Consider the following 16,761-nt stretch of genomic DNA (forward strand, 5'->3'; position numbering starts at 1 on the left):
ATCCATGGCGGGCCGAGCGGCCGAACCGGAAGTGATCTGGGCGCGGCCCGAGCGCGCGGGCCGAGGCCCGAAACCGGCGTACAGCCGCCGGGACATCGTGGACGCCGCCGTGCGCGTCGCCGACACGGACGGCATCGACGCGGTCTCCATGCGGCGGATCGCCGCCGAGATCGGCTGCGGCACCATGTCGCTCTACAACTACGTCCCCCGCAAGGAGGACCTGTACGAGCTCATGGTCGACGCGGTCAGCGGCGAGTACGCGCTCCCCGAGGAACCCAGCGGCGACTGGCGCGCCGACATGACCGGGATCGCGTACCAGAGCCGCGCGATCATGTACCGGCACCCCTGGCTGGCCCGGGTGATGACCACCGCGTACGGGTTCAGCCCCAACGCCCTGCGTTTCCTGGAGTGGTGCCTCGGCTGCCTCGTCCCGCTCGACGTCCCCGCGGGGCTGAAGATGCAGCTGATCGCCATGGTCAACGGCACGGTGATGGCGACCGTCGCCAACGAACAGGCCATCGCCGAACGGGCCCGCGGGCTTCCCTGGTCCGAGGAGGAGGAGCAGGTGGTGCGCGGCGCCTACCTCATGGGGCAGGTCGCGAGCGGGAGGTACCCGCACCTCGCCGGACTGCTCGCCGAGGCCCCCGCCGCCCCCGTCGACCCGGACGAGATCTTCGCCATGACCATCGGACGCCTCCTCGACTCGTTCGCACCGCCGGAGGGCCCCCTCACAGCAGCATGAACTGGCCCTCCGGGCCCTCCTCCTGATGGTCGAGCACGGAGGCCGGGCGGCGGGACCCGGCCGGCGGAGGCAGCACGCCCGCCGCCCGCAGCTCCGCCCGGCCCGCGGATCCGGCCGCCTCCGGGACGAGGGCCGCCCGCTCCTGCTCCCGCGCGCCGAGCAGCGCGAGCACCGTGACCAGGTCGAGCAGCTCCGAGGTCCACTCCTGCGGCCAGACCGCCGGCCCGATCGCGTCGAGCGACCCGGGCTCCACCGGTGCGGTCCGGTGCGCGAACCACTGTTCGAGGACCCGTGCCCCGCCGACGCTGAACTCCCAGGCCTCCGCCGGTACGGGCGAGATGCGGCCCTCGTCGAGACACAGGGCCTCGTCGGCCGCGTCGTACGTCATCGCCTCGGGGCGGGGCGGCACCGCGGCCCGCACGTACGGACGGCGCCCGCCCGGCAGCCGCGGTTTCGTCCCGGTCAGCGCACCCCGCGCCTGGATGTCGACGAGCTCCCGGCCGAGCGCCACACCCGCCGCCCAGACCTCCGGGTCCCCGGGGAGGGGCACCCGGCATCCGCCGGGGGAGGGGCGGACCGCCGCCACCGTCCACGCGAGCCACTCCAGGGCGTCGACCTCGTGCCCGTACCGCTCGCCGAGGAAACCGAGGAGACCGGGGGCGAGGTTCGGCTCCAGGCCTCCGGGGCGCCGGAACAGCGGACGGATCCGGCCCGGCCGGCCCGCGGGGGAGCGACCCTCGGGCAGCGCGGCCGTCACCAGGAGCGCGGGCCCGGCCGCACCGGGCACATGACCCTGCTCGACGGCGAAGAGCTGCGGCTCGCCGGCGACCCGCCACAGCTCCGGGCGTGCGGTGTCGATCAGCCGGTGGTCGGGCAGCAGCAGCTGCTCGTCGAACGGCCCGCGCGCGACCCGTACCGGCTCCGGGCACGGGCCGGACTCACGGGCCCAGCGCACGGTCCCGGTGCGCTGGCCCGGCAGCGCGGCGACCGCGCTCGCCGGGGTCCGCGCCCGGCTGGGGCGGAACAGGGCCTCGCGCTCGGCCCCTTCGGCGGCCACCAGTCGGTCCCAGCGGGACCGCAGCGTCCGCGCGTCCGGCGCCACGATCCACGAGCGGCCGAAGCGCAGCGGTGCGACGGACCACGGCATGAGGTCGTCGAGGAGGGGGAGGTCGGCGCCGGTCGGCGCGTCGGCGAGGGGAGGCAGATCGGCGTCGTTCGCTCCGGGGGCTTCCGTCACGCCCCGCATGCTAACGACCGCGGTCCGCGGGTCTCCACTGTCCCGGAGGCCCCGGCCCCCTGCTACTGGGCCTCGACCGTGACCGTGAAGGAGAAGCGGTCGCCCCGGTACCGGATGCGCGCCACGTCGACGACCCTTCCCTCCGCGTCGTAGGTCACGCCGGTGTAGTGCAGGATCGGCGACAGGAGCGGCACCTCCAGGAGCGCCGCCGTCTCCGGGTCGGCGAGCCGGGCCTCGACCGTGTCCGTGATGCGACTGATCCGCACGCCGACGACGTCCCGCAGGACCTTCGTCATCGGCCAGCGCTCCAGATCGGCCGGGTCGATCGCGGCGGCGAGCTCGGGACGCACCGCGTTCTCCGCCCAGTTGGTCGGCTCGCCGCTCTCTCCGTCGCGGCGCAGCCGCCGGTACGCCACGATCTCCGTCAGGTCGGGGAAGTGCTCGGCGAGCTCACCCGGTACCGCCTCGCTGCCGTGCCCCAGGACCGTCGTCCGCTCGCCCGACTGCTGGGCCACGATCGCGTCGATCGAGCCGAGCAGCCGGCGCGGGGTGGAGCGCCGGGCGCCCGGCTCGATGAAGGTCCCGCGCCGCCGGTGCCGGCTGATCAGGCCCTCCTCCTCGAGTTCCTTGAGGGCCTGGCGCATCGTGAGCACGCTGACGCCGTAGTGCGCCGCGAGCTGCTCCTCGGTGGGCAGCCGGAGCGAGGCGTCGGGCGTGCGGCCCAGTATCGAGGCGCGCAGCGACTGCGAGACCTGATACCAGAGCGGCAGCTTGCGGTTCAGGACCAGCGAGTCGGGTGCGAAGGCGGTCACGGGTTCTCCGTACGAAGGCTACGGGCTTACGGCCGAGACACTACGGCCGAAAGTGGCGCTCAAGACCCTGCCATACGTCGTCGTAGCCCTTCTGCAGGTGGTCGGCGCCCGCGGCCTGCGGGGTCGCGGTCACCGGCCAGCGGGTCTCGAACATGAAGGCGAGACCGTCGTCGATCTTCTGCGGCTTCAGTTCGGCGGCGCTCGCCCGGTCGAAGGTCTCCCGGTCGGGGCCGTGCGCGGACATCATGTTGTGCAGCGAGCCGCCGCCCGGCACGAAGCCCTCCGCCTTCGCGTCGTACGCGCCCTCGATGAGGCCCATGTACTCGCTCATCACGTTGCGGTGGAAGTACGGCGGCCGGAAGGTGTCCTCGCCGACCAGCCAGCGCGGGGCGAAGACCACGAAGTCCACGCTCGCGAGCCCCGGGGTGTCGGAGGGCGAGGTGAGGACCGTGAAGATCGACGGGTCGGGGTGGTCGTACGAGATCGTCCCGATGACATTGAAACGGTGCAGGTCGTAGACGTACGGGGTGTGGTTGCCGTGCCAGGCGACGACATCGAGCGGCGAGTGGCCGTACGTCGCCGACCAGAGGTTGCCGCAGTACTTGTTGACCACCTCGACCGGACCCTCGACGTCCTCGTAGGCGGCGACCGGGGCCCGGAAGTCACGTGCGTTGGCGAGGCCGTTGGCGCCGATCGGGCCGAGGTCGGGGAGCTGGAACGGAGCCCCGTAGTTCTCGCAGACGTAGCCGCGGGCGGTGTCCTCCAGAAGGTCCACGCGGAATCGGACCCCGCGCGGGATCAGCGCCGTCTCGCCGGGGTGGACGGCGAGCAGGCCCAGCTCGGTGCGGAGGAGGAGGCCGCCGCGCTCCGGGACGATCAGCAGCTCGCCGTCCGCGTTGCCGAACACCCGCTCCATGGAGGCGTTCGCGTGGTAGAGGTGCACGGCCATGCCGGCCCGCTGGGTCGCGTCGCCGTTGCCTCCGAGGGTCCACAGGCCGGCCAGCCAGTCGGTGCCGGGGGCCGGGGCGGGCAGCGGGTTCCAGCGCAGCCGGTTGGGGTCGGGCACGGTCTCGTCGAAGGGCGCGGAGCGGACGTCGCCGTTGTCGATCCGGGTGAACGGCGGGTGCGCCGCGGAGGGGCGGATCCGGTAGAGCCAGGAGCGGCGGTTGTGCGCCCGCGGCTCGGTGAACGCACTGCCGCTGAGCTGCTCGGCGTAGAGGCCGAGGGGTGCCCGCTGCGGTGAGTTACGGCCGTGCGGCAGCGCGCCGGGGATCGCCTCCGAGCTGTGCTCGTTGCCGAAACCGGTGCTGTAGCCGAGCGCCTCGGCCGTCTTCCTGGCCTGCTCGCGCTTCTCGGCCTGCTCCGTGGTCATCGCCCGCTCCTGTCCTGAGCCCACAAGGGAAGCCCACAAGGGAATCCTATGCATGACCGTAGGATTCCGCGCGGCTCACGTCAACGGGGCACCGGGAGGTGGTGGCCGAAACGGGATGTGGGCCTCCGTGGGCGCGGTGCCCGGAAACCGGGTGCTGCGCGAGGGGGTCAAAAAAGATGAACAATCCTCTACTCTCACGCCCATGTCCTGGACCCGAAGGTTCGTCCTCGCGCTCTCGGTCGTGCTCGCGGCCCTCGCCGCTGCCCTGCTCGCCGCCCCCGGGGCCCAGGCCCACGAGGAGCGGCCCGTCACCTTCCCCGACGGCTCCGGCACCGTGCCGAAGCTCCGCACCGGAGAACCCGACCTCCTCGTCTGCAAGACCGACCGGACCGCGTTCGAAAGCCGGATCTCCGGCTTCCCGGCCCCCCTCAAGGCCCGCAACCGGGCCCTCTACGAGCGTTGCGCCCGCGACGGCCACCGCCACCTCCAGCAGGCCGTCGACGCCGTCGACCGGCCCGGCATGACCATCGCGATCCTCCCCGGCCTGTACGAGGAGGAGCCCTCGCTGTCCCCGCCCACCGGGGCCTGCGCCACGCTCGACGCGCCCAAGTCCTCACTCGGCTACCAGATCCTCAGCTACGAGCAGCAGCGGCAGTGCCCGCACAACCAGAACCTCGTCGCCATCCTCGGCAAGAAGAACCTTCAGATCGAGGGCACCGGAGCCTCCCGCCTCGACGTCGTCGTCGACGCCAAGTACCGGAAGCTCAACGCCCTGCGGGCCGACGGCAGCGACGGCGTCTACTTCCGCAACTTCACCGCCCAGCGCACCACGTTCAACTCGCTGTACGTGCTCGCCGCCGACGGCTTCGTCATCGACGACGTCCTGACCCGCTGGAACGACGAGTACGGCTTCCTCACCTTCGCCTCCGACCACGGCCTCTACAAGAACTGCGAGTCCTACGGCAACGGCGACTCCGGCATCTACCCCGGCTCGGCCTCCGACATCAACGACGGCCGCGGCTACGACGTCCCCCGCTACTCCATCGAGATCACCGGCTGCCGCAGCCACCACAACATGGTCGGCTACTCCGGCACCGCCGGAGACTCCGTCTGGGTCCACGACAACGAGTTCGACCACAACATGGGCGGCGCCTCGATGGACTCCGCCTTCCCCGGCCACCCCGGACTGCCGCAGAACCACGCCCGCTTCGAACGCAACCTGATCCACGACAACAACCAGAACTACTACCCGTACGTCGCCGACGGCACCTGCGCCAAGCCGCCCGTCGAACGCGGCTACGAACAGGGCGTCGTCTGCCCCCAGATCTCCATGCCCCCCGGCACCGGCATCATCACCGCCGGCGGCAACTGGAACCTCTACGAGAACAACTGGGTCTACGGCCACCAGCGCGCCGCCTTCTATCTCAACGCCGTCCCCGCCTTCATCCGCGGCGAGTCCGCCTGGGGCAAGCAGACCGACACCTCCCACCACAACCGCTACGCCGGCAACCACCTCGGCGTCGACAAGTCCGGCGCCGCCCGCCCCAACCGCGCCGACGTCTGGTGGGACGGCCAGGGCAGCGGCAACTGCTGGCAGTCCGACACCGGCGCCGCCAGCCCCGGCGCCCTGCCCGGCTGCGGGGCACGCCGCGGCGACGTCTCCGGCGACACCGACCGGCTCATCGGCGAACCCGTCAAACTCGCCCAACTCCTGGTCTGCGCCGACTACAACGTCCAGGCGCGCCGCCTCCCGGCAGGCTGCGACTGGTACGGCGCCCGCGGCCTCCAGCGCGTCGAGACCCAACTCGCCCTCGGCAGCTCCCTCGTCCTCGCCCTGGCCGGCTTGGCCCTCTGGTGGCGCCGCCTGCGCGGCAACCGCCTCGCCGGCGCCGCCACCCTCATCGGCCTGGCGGGCCTCGCCCTCGACGTCGCCGGCTCGACGCTCGCCCTCACGCCGACCGTCGTCCCGGCCCTCGCACTGCTCCTCACCGGCGCCTGGTGGACCCTCCTCGGCCTCGCCCTGCGCCCCTCCCGCCCCGTCCTCGGCTGGACCACCGTGGCCCTCGGCGCCCTCACCCTCCTCGACGCCTTCGACAAGGCGATCCTGATGGTCCCCGGCATCCCCCTGAGCCCCGCCTGGCTCCGCCTGCTGCTGGGCGTGATCTGGGTGCTGTGGGCGGTCGTGGCCGCGGGAGCCCGCGGCCCGGCCCCGACGGAGGCGACACCGGAGCCCGACCCCGAGACGGTCCCACGGGCGGGTACGGCCCCCGGCGCGGGCGCCGCCCCGGCCGAGCCCCGGCCGCACGGCGAGGCCACGGCGTGAGGCGGCCGCGCGCCGGCGTCACCCGCCCGCCCCTCGTCGCGGCCCTGGCCGCAGTCCTGGCCGCCGTCGTGCTCCTCACCGGGTGCGGCGGCCGGGCCACCACCCACCACAAGCCCGGCACCAGCCACGAGGAGGCCACCGGCGGCACCGGCACCCTGCTCACCGCGCGGGACGAGAGCGGGCACCGGCTCCGCGAACTCCCCGCGGCGGAGGCGCCCGCCGTCCGCGTCGAGACCCGCCCCGACACCGAGGGCGGCTGGAACGTCCACCTCACGGTGGAGAGGTTCCGCTTCACCCCCGACAGCACCGGCGGCGCGGCCCTCCCGGGCCGCGGCCACGCCCGCCTCCTGATCGACGGCCGCGAGGCCGGCCGCCTCTACAGCCCGTGGGGACACATACCGGCCGGCACCCGCACCCTCATCGTCCGCCTCCACGCCGACGACCACACCACCTGGGCCGTCGCCGGCGCCCCCGTCCAGGCCACCGTCCGTCTGGACGGTGCCGCGCCCCCGAGCCCGGCACCGACACCCCGGCCGACCGCCACCGGGCGCACCGTCGACATCACCGTCTCCGGATCGACCGTCCAGCCACCCCCTTCCCGCGTCGAGTTGCACCAGGGTGAACGTCTCACCCTCCGTGTCACCAGCGACCGCGCCGACACCCTCCATGTGCACGGCTACGACCGCGAACTCCCCCTCTCTCCCGGCACCCCCGCCACCCTCACCCTCACCGCGGACCGCACCGGCCTCTTCGAGGTCGAGACCCACGAGTCCGGACTTCTGCTGACCCAACTCGTCGTCCGGTGACCGGCCCCCTCACCCGACTCGCCCACGCCCTCGCCCCCGATCCCGGCCCCGGCCTTCCGCTCGCCCACGGCGTGGGCTCCCGGCACGACCTCCCTCTCTCTCCCTTCTACGCCTACGCGGGCGCCTTCGCCGCGCTTCTCGTCTCCTTCCTCGCCCTGGGGCTGCTCTGGTCCTCCTCCCGCTTCCGCGGCGACCTCTCGGGACGCCCGCTCCCCCTCGCCCTCCAGCGGGTCGCCGACGCCCCCGCCACCCGCACCGCGCTCCGGCTCCTCGGCGCCGTCGCCGCCCTCGTCCTCCTCCTCCACCTCCTTCTCGGGCCGGACGACCCCGACCGCAACCCCGCGCCCGGCGCCCTCTACGTCCTGCTCTGGGTCGGACTCGTCCCCGCCTCCCTCCTCCTCGGCCCCGTCTGGCGCCTCCTCAACCCCCTGCGTGCCGTCCACTCCCTGCACCCGCCGCCGAACCCCCGTCCGCTGCCGGCCGCCCTCGGCATCCGCCCGGCCGCCCTCGGCCTCCTCCTCTTCACCTGGCTCGAACTCGTCGCCCCCGACAACACCTCCTCCGCCACCCTCCTGACCGCCCTCGCCCTCCACACCGGCGTCCAGCTCATCGGCGCCGCCCGCCACGGCGACCGATGGTTCGCCCACGCCGACCCCTTCGAGGTGTACTCCTCCCTTCTCGCCCGGCTCTCCCCACTCGGCCGCCGCGCCGACGGCCGGCTCGTCCTCCGCTCCCCCTTCCACGGCCTCGACGCCACCCCGCAGACCCCCGGTCTCGTCGCCACCGTCTGCGTCCTCCTCGGCTCCACCGCCTACGACGGCCTCTCCGACAACCCCCGTTGGATCACCACCCTCCAGACCTCACCCCTCGGCCCCGTCCCCACCGCCACACTCGGCCTGCTCGCCGCCGTCGCCCTCGTCGCCGCCGGCTACGGCCTCTGCGCGGGCGCCCTCCGCCTGATGAACCGCACCCTCACCACTCCGCTCACCTCCTTCGCCCACTCGCTCCTGCCCATCGCCCTCGGCTATCTCGTCGCCCACTACTTCTCGCTCTTCGTCACCGAAGGACCACGCACAGTCATGATGGCAGGGGGTACTGACAACGCCCTCGCACCCGCCCCGTTCCTGGGTCCCGGAGGCCTCGCGACGCTTCAGGTGGCCGCGATCGTCACCGGCCACGTCCTCGGTGTCGTCGCCGCCCACGACCGGTCCGTGCGCCTCTTCCCGCCCGACCGCGCGATCGCCGGCCAACTCCCGCTGTTCGCGCTGATGATCGCGTACACCCTCGGTGGCATCGGCCTGTTGATCGCCTGACCGTACGCCCGCGTCCGGTTCCGGCGCGCGGCACCGGCCGAGGCCCGGGACTGCTCGTCCGGAACGACCGGGCGCTGCCGGCCCGGACGGTTCCGCGCCCTGCCCGGCCCGGCAGGGCGGCAGGAGCGGCATCATGGACCCCGTGCCCCAGTCCCACGCCCAGACCCCGTCCACGCTGCGCCGGGCCCCCGTGCAGCAGCGGAGCGCCGAGCGGCTCGCCCGGATCCTCGACACCTGCGCCGAACTGCTCGACGAGACCGGCTACGAGCAGCTGAGCACCCGCGCCGTAGCAGCCCGTGCGGGAGTCCCCATCGGCTCGGTCTACCGCTTCTTCGACAACAAGCGGGCCATGGTCGCCGCGCTCGCCCACCGGAATCTCGACCGGTACGCCGAGCGGATCGCCGCCCACCTCGACGCCACCGCCGACCCCGACCCGCACGCGGCCATCGACGGTGTCCTCGACGAGTTCATCGCCATGAAGCGGACCGTCCCCGGCTTCGCCCTCGTCGACTTCGGCGTACCCGCCGCCGAGGAGGCGGGCGAGGACCCCAACGGCCTGGTCGCCGAGCGGATCTGCGATCTGCTCGCCGCCCACCTCGGCCGTCCCGCCGACGAGACGCTGCGACGCAAGGTCCGGGTCGGCGTCGAGACCGCCGACACGCTCGTCCGGCTCGCCTTCCGGGTCGCCCCCGAGGGCGACCCGGCCGTCATCGACGAGACCCGGCAACTCCTTCACGCCTATCTCTCGCCCTCCCTGTCGTAACCCTCCCGGGCGTGCCTACCGGTCGGTATGCTCGCTGCGGGCCGACGCCCCGGCCCCGACCCGACGCTGCCCCCGGGAGACGCCATGTCCACCGCCCTGCGCATCTGCCCCCTCTGCGAAGCGACCTGCGGACTGACCCTGACGATCGACGGGTCCCGGGTCACCGGGGCGCGCGGAAACCGCGAGGACGTGTTCAGCCAGGGGTTCATCTGCCCCAAGGGGGCCGCCTTCCCCGGGATCGACGCCGACCCCGACCGGCTCCGCACCCCGCTGGTCAGGAAGGACGGGCGGCTCCAGGAGGCGACCTGGGAGGAGGCGTTCGACACGATCGCGGCGAGAATTCGTCCGCTGATCGAGGAGTACGGGCCGGATGCCGTGGGTATCGTCCTGGGCAACCCCAATGTGCACACGATCGCCGGCGCCCTCTACCCGCCCCTGCTGATCGGTGCGCTGCGCACCAGGAACCTGTTCACGGCGTCGACGATCGACCAGATGCCCAAGCACGTCTCCAGCGGCCTGCTGTTCGGAGACCCCTTCGCGATCCCCGTGCCGGACCTGGACCGCACCGATCACCTGCTGATCCTCGGAGCCAACCCGCTGGACTCCAACGGAAGCCTGTGCACCGCCCCCGACTTCCCCGGCAGGCTCAAGGCACTGCGCAGGCGCGGCGGCACCCTCACCGTCGTCGACCCCCGGCGCACCCGCACCGCACGGCTCGCCGACCGGCACGTCGCCATTCGCCCCGGCGCCGACGCGTTCCTCCTCGCCGCGCTCGTCCACACCCTCTTCGAGGAGGGGCTCACCGACCTCGGCCCGCTCGCCGCCCATGTGGAGGGGGTCGAGGAGGTAAGGGCTGCGGTACGGGAGTTCAGCCCCGAGGCGGTCGCCGACGCCTGCGACGTGGACGCGGACACCATCCGCGCCCTCGCCCGGGAGCTCGCCGCCGCGCCCACCGCCGCCGTCTACGGGCGGATGGGCAGCTCCACCGTGGAGTACGGAACGCTCGCCAACTGGCTCGTCGACGTCCTCAACACCCTCACCGGCAACCTCGACCGGCCCGGCGGCGCCCTCTTCCCGCTCTCCGCCACGGCGCCCGCCCCGCGCCCCGCGGGACCCGGCCGGGGCTTCACCCTCGGCCGCCGGCACAGCCGGGTCTCGCACCACCCCGAGGTCAAGGGGGAGTTGCCGATGGTCGCGCTCGCCGAGGAGATCGAGACCCCGGGGGAGGGCCGCATCCGGGCGCTGATCACCGTCGCATCCAACCCCGTCCTGTCCGCACCCGACGGGGACCGCCTCGACGCGGCGCTCGGCTCCCTCGACCTGATGGTCGCCGTCGACCCGTACCTCAACGAGACCACCCGCCACGCCGATGTCCTGCTGCCGCCGCCCCCGCCCTCCAGGAGCGCCCACTTCGACTTCGCCTTCAACGCCCTCGCCGTCCGCGACCAGGCCCGCTACACCCCGGCCGCCGTCCCCCTGGAGGCGGACCGGATGGACGAGTGCGAGATCCATGCCCGGCTGATCCTCGCCGTCTCCGGGATGCACGGGGCCCCGCCGTCCGCCGTCGACCAGCTCGCGATCGACACCACCCTCGCCAAGGCGGTGACCCAGGAGCACTCACCGGCGTACGGAGCGGACCCCGTGGAGTTCGCCGCGGGGCTGAGTGGGGACACCGGGCCCGAGCGCCGGCTCGACCTGATGCTGCGCCTCGGCCCGTACGGGCTCACCCTCGACGAGCTGCGGGCCCACCCGCACGGCATCGACCTCGGCCCGCTCAAGCCGCGCGTCCCGCAGGTCCTGAAGACCCGAAGCGGACGGATCGAGCTGTTCGCCGCGCCGCTCGCCGCCGACCTGCCCCGGCTGAGGGCCGCGCTCGACGTCGCACCCGACTCCGGCAGCGTCCAGCTGGTCGGGCGCCGCCACCTGCGCTCGAACAACAGCTGGCTGCACAACACCCCGGCGCTCGGCGGCGGTACGAACCGGTGCACCCTCCAGGTGCACCCCGACGACGCGGCCCGGCTGCGGCTCGCCGACGGCGGCCTCGCGCGGGTCAAGGGCGAGGGCGGCGAGCTGGAGGTGCCGGTCGAGGTGACCGACGGGGTGCGTCCGGGGGTGGTGAGCCTTCCGCACGGCTGGGGTCACGACCGGCCGGGCACCCGGTTGACCGTCGCGTCCGCGCGCCCCGGAGTCAATGTCAACCAGCTGCTCGACGGCTCCCGGCTCGACCCCCTGTCGGGGACGGCCGTGCTGAACGGTTTCCCGGTCCAGGTCGCGCCGCTGCCGTGACCCCTGCCGTGACCCGTGCTGGGGTCCCTGCTGCGACTCTCGCCGTGACCCCGCCCGTGACCTGGGGTTTTGCTCGTATTGCTCACGCGTCAACGTCTTGTTAACGGCAGAAGGGGGCACCTACCGTCATCCGGACCGCCGCTCGGCGGGAGTTCAAGGGTGAACGTGAGGTGTCCTCCATGCTGACCGTCCTCGGCTTCGCCATGATCGCGACCTTCCTGGTCCTGATCATGATGAAAAAGATGTCGCCGATCGCGGCACTCGTGCTGATCCCCGCGTTGTTCTGCGTGGCGGTCGGGCAGGGGGCCCAGCTCGGCGACTACGTCATCGAAGGCGTCGGCAAGCTGGCACCGACGGCGGCGATGCTGATGTTCGCCATCGTCTACTTCGGCGTGATGATCGACGTCGGCCTCTTCGACCCGATCGTCCGGGGCATCCTGCGCTTCTGCAAGGCGGACCCCGTGAGGATCGTCGTGGGTACGGCGGTGCTCGCCGCGATCGTGTCGCTGGACGGTGACGGCTCGACCACGTTCATGATCACCGTCTCCGCGATGTATCCGCTCTACAAGCGGCTCGGCATGAGTCTGGTGGTCATGACGGGTGTCGCCGCCACCGCGAACGGCGTCATGAACACCCTGCCCTGGGGCGGCCCCACGGCCCGCGCCGCGACCGCGCTGAAGCTGGACGCCGGCGATGTCTTCGTACCGATGATTCCGGCGCTCGGCATGGGCCTGCTCTTCGTGTTCGTCCTCGCGTACGTCCTCGGGCGCCGCGAGCGGAAGCGCATCGGCTACCTCACGCTCGACGAGGTCCTGGTGCCCGAGACGGACACGGTGCTCGTCACGGCGGGTGCCGGTGGTGGAAGCGGCGGTGCCGGTGGCGCCGTGGATCCGACCGAGAAGCCCGCCGGCGGTTCCGGGGATGCGCCGGGCGCGGTCCCGGGCTCAGGGGAAGGCGACGGGGAGGACGAGGGGTTCCAGGGGCTCGACCCGAACCGGGCCACCCTGCGCCCCAAGCTGTACTGGTTCAACGCCGGACTGACGATCGCGCTGCTCGCCACGATGATCCTCGAACTGATGCCGATCCCGGTGCTGTTCCTGCTCGGCGCCGCGCTCGCGCTCACCGTCAACTACCCGAAGATGGCCGAGCAGAAGGCGCGTATCGCCGCCCACGCCGACAACGTCCTCAACGTCTCCGGCATGGTCTTCGCCGCCGCGGTCTTCACCGGCGTCCTCACCGGCACAGGCATGGTCAAGCACATGGCCGACTGGCTCGTCGGTGCCATCCCCGAGGGCATGGGCCCGCACATGGGCCTGGTCACCGGTGTGCTCAGCATCCCCCTCACCTACTTCATGTCGAACGACGGCTTCTACTTCGGCGTCGTGCCGGTCCTCGCCGAGGCGGGCGCCGCCCACGGCGTCTCGCCCCTGGAGATCGCAAGGGCCTCCCTGGTCGGCCAGGCGCTGCACATGTCGAGCCCGCTGGTCCCCGCCGTGTACGTCCTCGTCGGCATGGCGAAGGTGGAGTTCGGCGACCACACCAGGTTCACGGTGAAGTGGGCCGCCCTGACCTCGCTGGTCGTCCTCGTGTCGGGGATCCTCTTCGGCATCGTCTGAGCCGATCCGGGGCTCCCGGTGCGGCCCGACCCGTCCCTGGCCGCGGTGTGCCGGGGACGGGGAGTGGGCCGGACGGGTGGAGACGGGGGACGACGCGGCCGTGCCGTCACCTTCTGTGCCCGTGTCGTGACAGATAGTCGGATTATCGCAATACGCGTCCGCTGTCTTCACTCACGACTGGAGGACCTCCCTCATGGCGACCCCCCACACCCGCACCCTGCTCCGCGCGGCGTTCGCCACCCTGGCGCTCGGCGGCGTGACCCTCGCCGGCGCCCCGGCAGCCTTCGCCGCGCCCGGCGACAACGGTGACGTCAAGGTTCACCGGCAGGGCACCCCCGACACCAGCCAGGCCAACGAGCCCCAGGTCGGATGTGTCTTCCGCTTCGCGGCCTTCAACTTCGACGGCCTGCAGAGCATCCAATGGAACATCTACGAGCAGCCCGGCCAGCCAGGCAACCAGGATCCGTCGCTGAAGAACGGCAGCATCGCCGTCGACAGCAACGGTGACGGACACACGGACGACATCACCGGCCTGGCGTCCGGCATGTACAAGGTCGAATGGACGTGGGTGGGCCAGAACGGCGCGGCGAAGTCGAAGGTCTTCCGGGTCAACTGCCCGAACGGTGGCAACGGCGGGAACGGCAACGGCGGGAACGGCAACGGCGGGAACGGCAACGGCGGTTACGGTCACCACAGGCCCCCGCACGGACCGGTCGGCGCCGGCGGCGGCGGCAGCGCGGAGGTCGCCGCCGACGACTCGTCCAACTTCGGCATCGGGGCGGCCGTCGCCGCCGGTCTCGCCGGTACGGCCGGACTGGTCCTGATCCGCCGCTCGCGCCGCCGCGACAATGGCGCCGCGTAGGTCCTCGCGCCTCACGCGTCGCCAACGGCGCCTGTTCCGGCTCGTCAGGACCGTGGCGGTCACCGTGGCATTGGTGACCGGCTGCGTCTGGTGGGCCGGTGACGAGGAACCGGCCGGTGCGGCGCTCGCCGCACCGGCCGCTCCCGGCGGGGCGGGCGCGGCGGTCGGAGCGCCGGCGGCCCTGGATCACAAGGCGAAGCCCCAGACGAAGCCCGGGACGAAACCCGGGACGCAGCCCGAGGCGGGGCCGCAGGTGAGGTCCACGGTGAAACCGGAGGCGAAGCCCAGGGCGACGCCCAGGGCGAGGCCGAAGGCCGTACCGTCGCCCCGCCCCTCGCCCCCGCCCGCGCCGCTGGCCCGTTCGCGGCCGACCACCGTCGCCGTACCGGCCATCACCATCGAGGCCCCCGTGATGGAGCTCGGTCTCGACGCCGAAGGCCGGCTCGCCACACCGCCCATCGACAACCCCCTGGTCGTCGGCTGGTACGCGAAGGGGGTCACCCCGGGTGAGCGCGGGACCGCCGTCGTCGTCGGCCACCGTGACACCCGTACCGGCCCCGCCATCTTCGTCAGTCTCGACTCGCTCAGCCCCGGCAACACCGTCCGGGTCGCGCGCGCCGACGGCAAGGTCGCCGTCTTCACGGTCGACCGCGTCGTGACGTACGCCAAGAACGACTTCCCCGACAAGGAGGTGTACGGCTCCACCGGACGGCCCGAACTGCGGCTGCTCACCTGTGGCGGAGCCTTCGACCCCGGAAAGGGCTACGAGGCGAACATCGTCGTCTTCGCCCACCTCACGGACATCGACCAGCAGATCTGAACCACGGTTCCGACGGACCCAGCCGCTCCGTCGGCCCCTCCCCGCCGCGTCCGGCGGGCCGCACCATCCGGTGCGCGCCCGCCGGGCGCGGCGTCGTGCCGGGACCCGCCCGGCGGAGAACCCGCCCTCGCGGCGGGAGCCCCACGCGCGAACCGGCGGGGGGAGTGCCCTCGCCGGGCGAACCCGGCAGGTCGGGAGCCCCCGCCCGCAACGCCGTCCAGGGTGCCGGGGCCGGTTCCGGCGCCCGGCGCCTGTCCGGTCCTGTCGTGGACAGTGGGTGCGTCAGGGCGGCACGATCGGTTCGGTACTGAGACCGGGGGCACGTCCGAAGACCCTGGCGCCCAAAAACTAACAGCGCTAGTTTGGGTGTCGAACCGGTCGGTAGTGTGAGGAGACATCGGATGAAGGCGCACGACGCGATGTACATCGGCGGGGAGTGGCGGCCCGCCGCCGGTCCCGACACGATCGCCGTCCTCAACCCGGCGGACGAACAGGTCATCGCCCACGTCCCGGCCGGCACCGCCGAGGACGTCGACGCGGCCGTTCGCGCCGCCCGCGCCGCCCTGCCCGGCTGGGCCGCGACCCCGCCCGCCGAGCGCGGCGCCCGGATCGCCGCCCTGCGCGACGCCCTCGCCGCCCGCGCGGAGCAGATCGCCGCCACCGTCACCGCCGAGCTCGGCGCTCCGCCGCAGCTCGCCGCCGCCGTGCACGCAGGACTGCCGATCGCCGTGGCGGGGACGTACGCGGACCTCGCCGCCACCCACTCCTTCGAGGAGAAGGTCGGCAACTCCACCGTCTACTCCGAGCCCGTCGGCGTCGTGGCCGCGATCACCCCCTGGAACTTCCCGCTCCACCAGGTGGTCGCCAAGGTCGCCCCGGCCCTCGCCGCCGGCTGCACGACCGTCCTCAAGCCCGCCGAGGACACCCCGCTGACCGCCCAGCTCTTCGCCGAGGCCGTGCACGAGGCAGGCCTGCCCGCCGGCGTCTTCAACCTGGTCACCGGCCTCGGCCCGGTCGCGGGGCAGGCCCTCGCCGAGCACCCCGACGTGGACCTCGTCTCCTTCACCGGCTCCACCGCCGTCGGCCGCCGCATCGGCGCCCTCGCGGGCGGCGCCGTGAAGCGGGTCGCCCTCGAACTCGGCGGCAAGTCCGCCAACGTCATCCTGCCGAGCGCCGACCTCGCCAAGGCCGTCTCCGTCGGCGTCGCCAACGTGATGTCCAACTCCGGCCAGAAGTGCAGCGCCTGGACCCGGATGCTGATCCCCGCGGACCGGTACGAGGAGGCGGTGGCGCTCGCCGCCGAGGCCGTCGCCAAGTACGTCCCCGGCGAGCGCCTCGGCCCCCTGGTCAACGCCAAGCAGCGGCAGCGGGTCCGCGGCTACATCGAGAAGGGCGTCGAGGAGGGCGCCCGGCTCGTCGCCGGCGGCCCCGAGGCCCCCCTGGAGACCGGCTACTACGTCTCCCCGACCGTCTTCGCCGATGTCACCCCGGAGATGACCATCGCGCAGGAGGAGATCTTCGGACCGGTCGTCTCGCTCCTCCGGTACGAGGACGAGGAGGAGGCCCTCGCCATCGCCAACGGCACCGTCTACGGCCTCGCCGGAGCGGTCTGGGGCGACCCCGAGGAGGCCGTCGCCTTCGCCCGCCGCATGGAGGCCGGCCAGGTCGACATCAACGGCGGCCGGTTCAACCCGCTGGCCCCCTTCGGCGGGTACAAGCAGTCCGGCGTGGGCCGGGAGCTCGGCGCGCACGGCCTCACCGAGTACCTCCAGACCAAGTCCCTGCAGTTCTGAGCCGCCCACCGGCCCG

The 16,761-nt window shown here is 73.0% G+C and carries 14 protein-coding genes; 10 read left to right on the forward strand and 4 right to left on the reverse strand.

Annotation, left to right across the window (positions count from 1 at the left end; translation table 11 throughout):
- Positions 1–4 precede the first annotated feature (4 nt).
- Positions 5–742, forward strand: coding sequence for a TetR/AcrR family transcriptional regulator (locus IF00_RS0108185; protein ID WP_030315808.1), 738 nt, complete (start codon positions 5–7; stop codon positions 740–742).
- On the opposite strand, the gene IF00_RS0108190 is transcribed toward IF00_RS0108185, so the two are convergent.
- From IF00_RS0108190 to hmgA, 3 genes are read right to left on the reverse strand one after another with little or no spacing between them, the layout of a single operon-like run.
- On the reverse strand, positions 729–1,988 hold the full coding sequence (locus tag IF00_RS0108190; protein WP_030315810.1) for a type ISP restriction/modification enzyme: 1,260 nt from the start codon (positions 1,986–1,988) through the stop codon (positions 729–731). The genes IF00_RS0108185 and IF00_RS0108190 overlap by 14 nt on opposite strands.
- 53 nt (positions 1,989–2,041) lie before the next feature.
- Positions 2,042–2,791, reverse strand: a complete 750-nt coding sequence (locus tag IF00_RS0108195) for a GntR family transcriptional regulator (protein ID WP_030315812.1) — start codon at positions 2,789–2,791, stop codon at positions 2,042–2,044.
- 40 nt (positions 2,792–2,831) lie between these two features.
- Positions 2,832–4,163 (reverse strand): homogentisate 1,2-dioxygenase, encoded by a 1,332-nt coding sequence (gene hmgA / locus IF00_RS0108200; protein ID WP_030315814.1) that lies wholly within the window; start codon positions 4,161–4,163, stop codon positions 2,832–2,834.
- 202 nt (positions 4,164–4,365) lie between these two features.
- On the opposite strand from hmgA, the gene IF00_RS0108205 reads away from it, so the two are divergent.
- The 7 genes from IF00_RS0108205 (at position 4,366) to IF00_RS0108235 (ending at position 14,132) form a co-directional block, all read left to right on the forward strand.
- The gene (locus tag IF00_RS0108205) at positions 4,366–6,486 is read left to right on the forward strand and encodes a right-handed parallel beta-helix repeat-containing protein (RefSeq protein WP_245234460.1); all 2,121 of its coding nucleotides are present in this window, start codon (positions 4,366–4,368) and stop codon (positions 6,484–6,486) included.
- Positions 6,483–7,292 carry a cupredoxin domain-containing protein gene (locus IF00_RS0108210; protein WP_051819992.1) on the forward strand — a complete coding sequence of 270 codons (810 nt, stop codon included), beginning with the start codon at positions 6,483–6,485 and terminating at the stop codon, positions 7,290–7,292. The genes IF00_RS0108205 and IF00_RS0108210 overlap by 4 nt, the downstream gene beginning before the upstream one ends.
- Before the next feature lie 71 nt (positions 7,293–7,363).
- Complete coding sequence (locus IF00_RS0108215) at positions 7,364–8,605, forward strand: hypothetical protein (RefSeq protein ID WP_030315819.1); 1,242 nt, start codon at positions 7,364–7,366, stop codon at positions 8,603–8,605.
- 133 nt (positions 8,606–8,738) lie between these two features.
- Positions 8,739–9,368, forward strand: a complete 630-nt coding sequence (locus tag IF00_RS0108220; RefSeq protein WP_030315821.1) for a TetR/AcrR family transcriptional regulator — start codon at positions 8,739–8,741, stop codon at positions 9,366–9,368.
- An 84-nt stretch (positions 9,369–9,452) separates the two neighbouring features.
- Positions 9,453–11,654, forward strand: a complete 2,202-nt coding sequence (locus tag IF00_RS0108225) for a molybdopterin oxidoreductase family protein (protein WP_030315824.1) — start codon at positions 9,453–9,455, stop codon at positions 11,652–11,654.
- Between the two features lie 179 nt (positions 11,655–11,833).
- Positions 11,834–13,270, forward strand: a complete 1,437-nt coding sequence (locus tag IF00_RS0108230; RefSeq protein WP_030315826.1) for a CitMHS family transporter — start codon at positions 11,834–11,836, stop codon at positions 13,268–13,270.
- A gap of 193 nt (positions 13,271–13,463) precedes the next feature.
- Entirely contained in the window at positions 13,464–14,132 is a 669-nt protein-coding gene (locus IF00_RS0108235) for a hypothetical protein (RefSeq protein ID WP_030315828.1), read from the forward strand.
- 186 nt (positions 14,133–14,318) lie between these two features.
- Here the strand turns inward: IF00_RS0108235 and IF00_RS47785 are convergent, their stop codons facing one another.
- Positions 14,319–14,531, reverse strand: coding sequence for a hypothetical protein (locus IF00_RS47785; RefSeq protein WP_078944585.1), 213 nt, complete (start codon positions 14,529–14,531; stop codon positions 14,319–14,321).
- Between IF00_RS47785 and IF00_RS47790 the strand changes: the two genes are divergently transcribed.
- Together IF00_RS47790 and IF00_RS0108245 are read left to right on the forward strand one after the other, a co-directional pair.
- A complete protein-coding gene (locus IF00_RS47790) occupies positions 14,530–14,952 on the forward strand; it encodes a class F sortase (RefSeq protein WP_342451031.1) in 423 nt (140 codons plus the stop codon). The genes IF00_RS47785 and IF00_RS47790 overlap by 2 nt on opposite strands.
- A 401-nt stretch (positions 14,953–15,353) precedes the next feature.
- Complete coding sequence (locus IF00_RS0108245; RefSeq protein ID WP_030315832.1) at positions 15,354–16,745, forward strand: aldehyde dehydrogenase family protein; 1,392 nt, start codon at positions 15,354–15,356, stop codon at positions 16,743–16,745.
- The last annotated feature ends 16 nt before the right edge of the window (positions 16,746–16,761 follow it).

Source organism: Streptomyces flavochromogenes, assembly GCF_000717595.1.
Taxonomy (GTDB): Bacteria; Actinomycetota; Actinomycetes; order Streptomycetales; family Streptomycetaceae; genus Streptomyces; species Streptomyces flavochromogenes.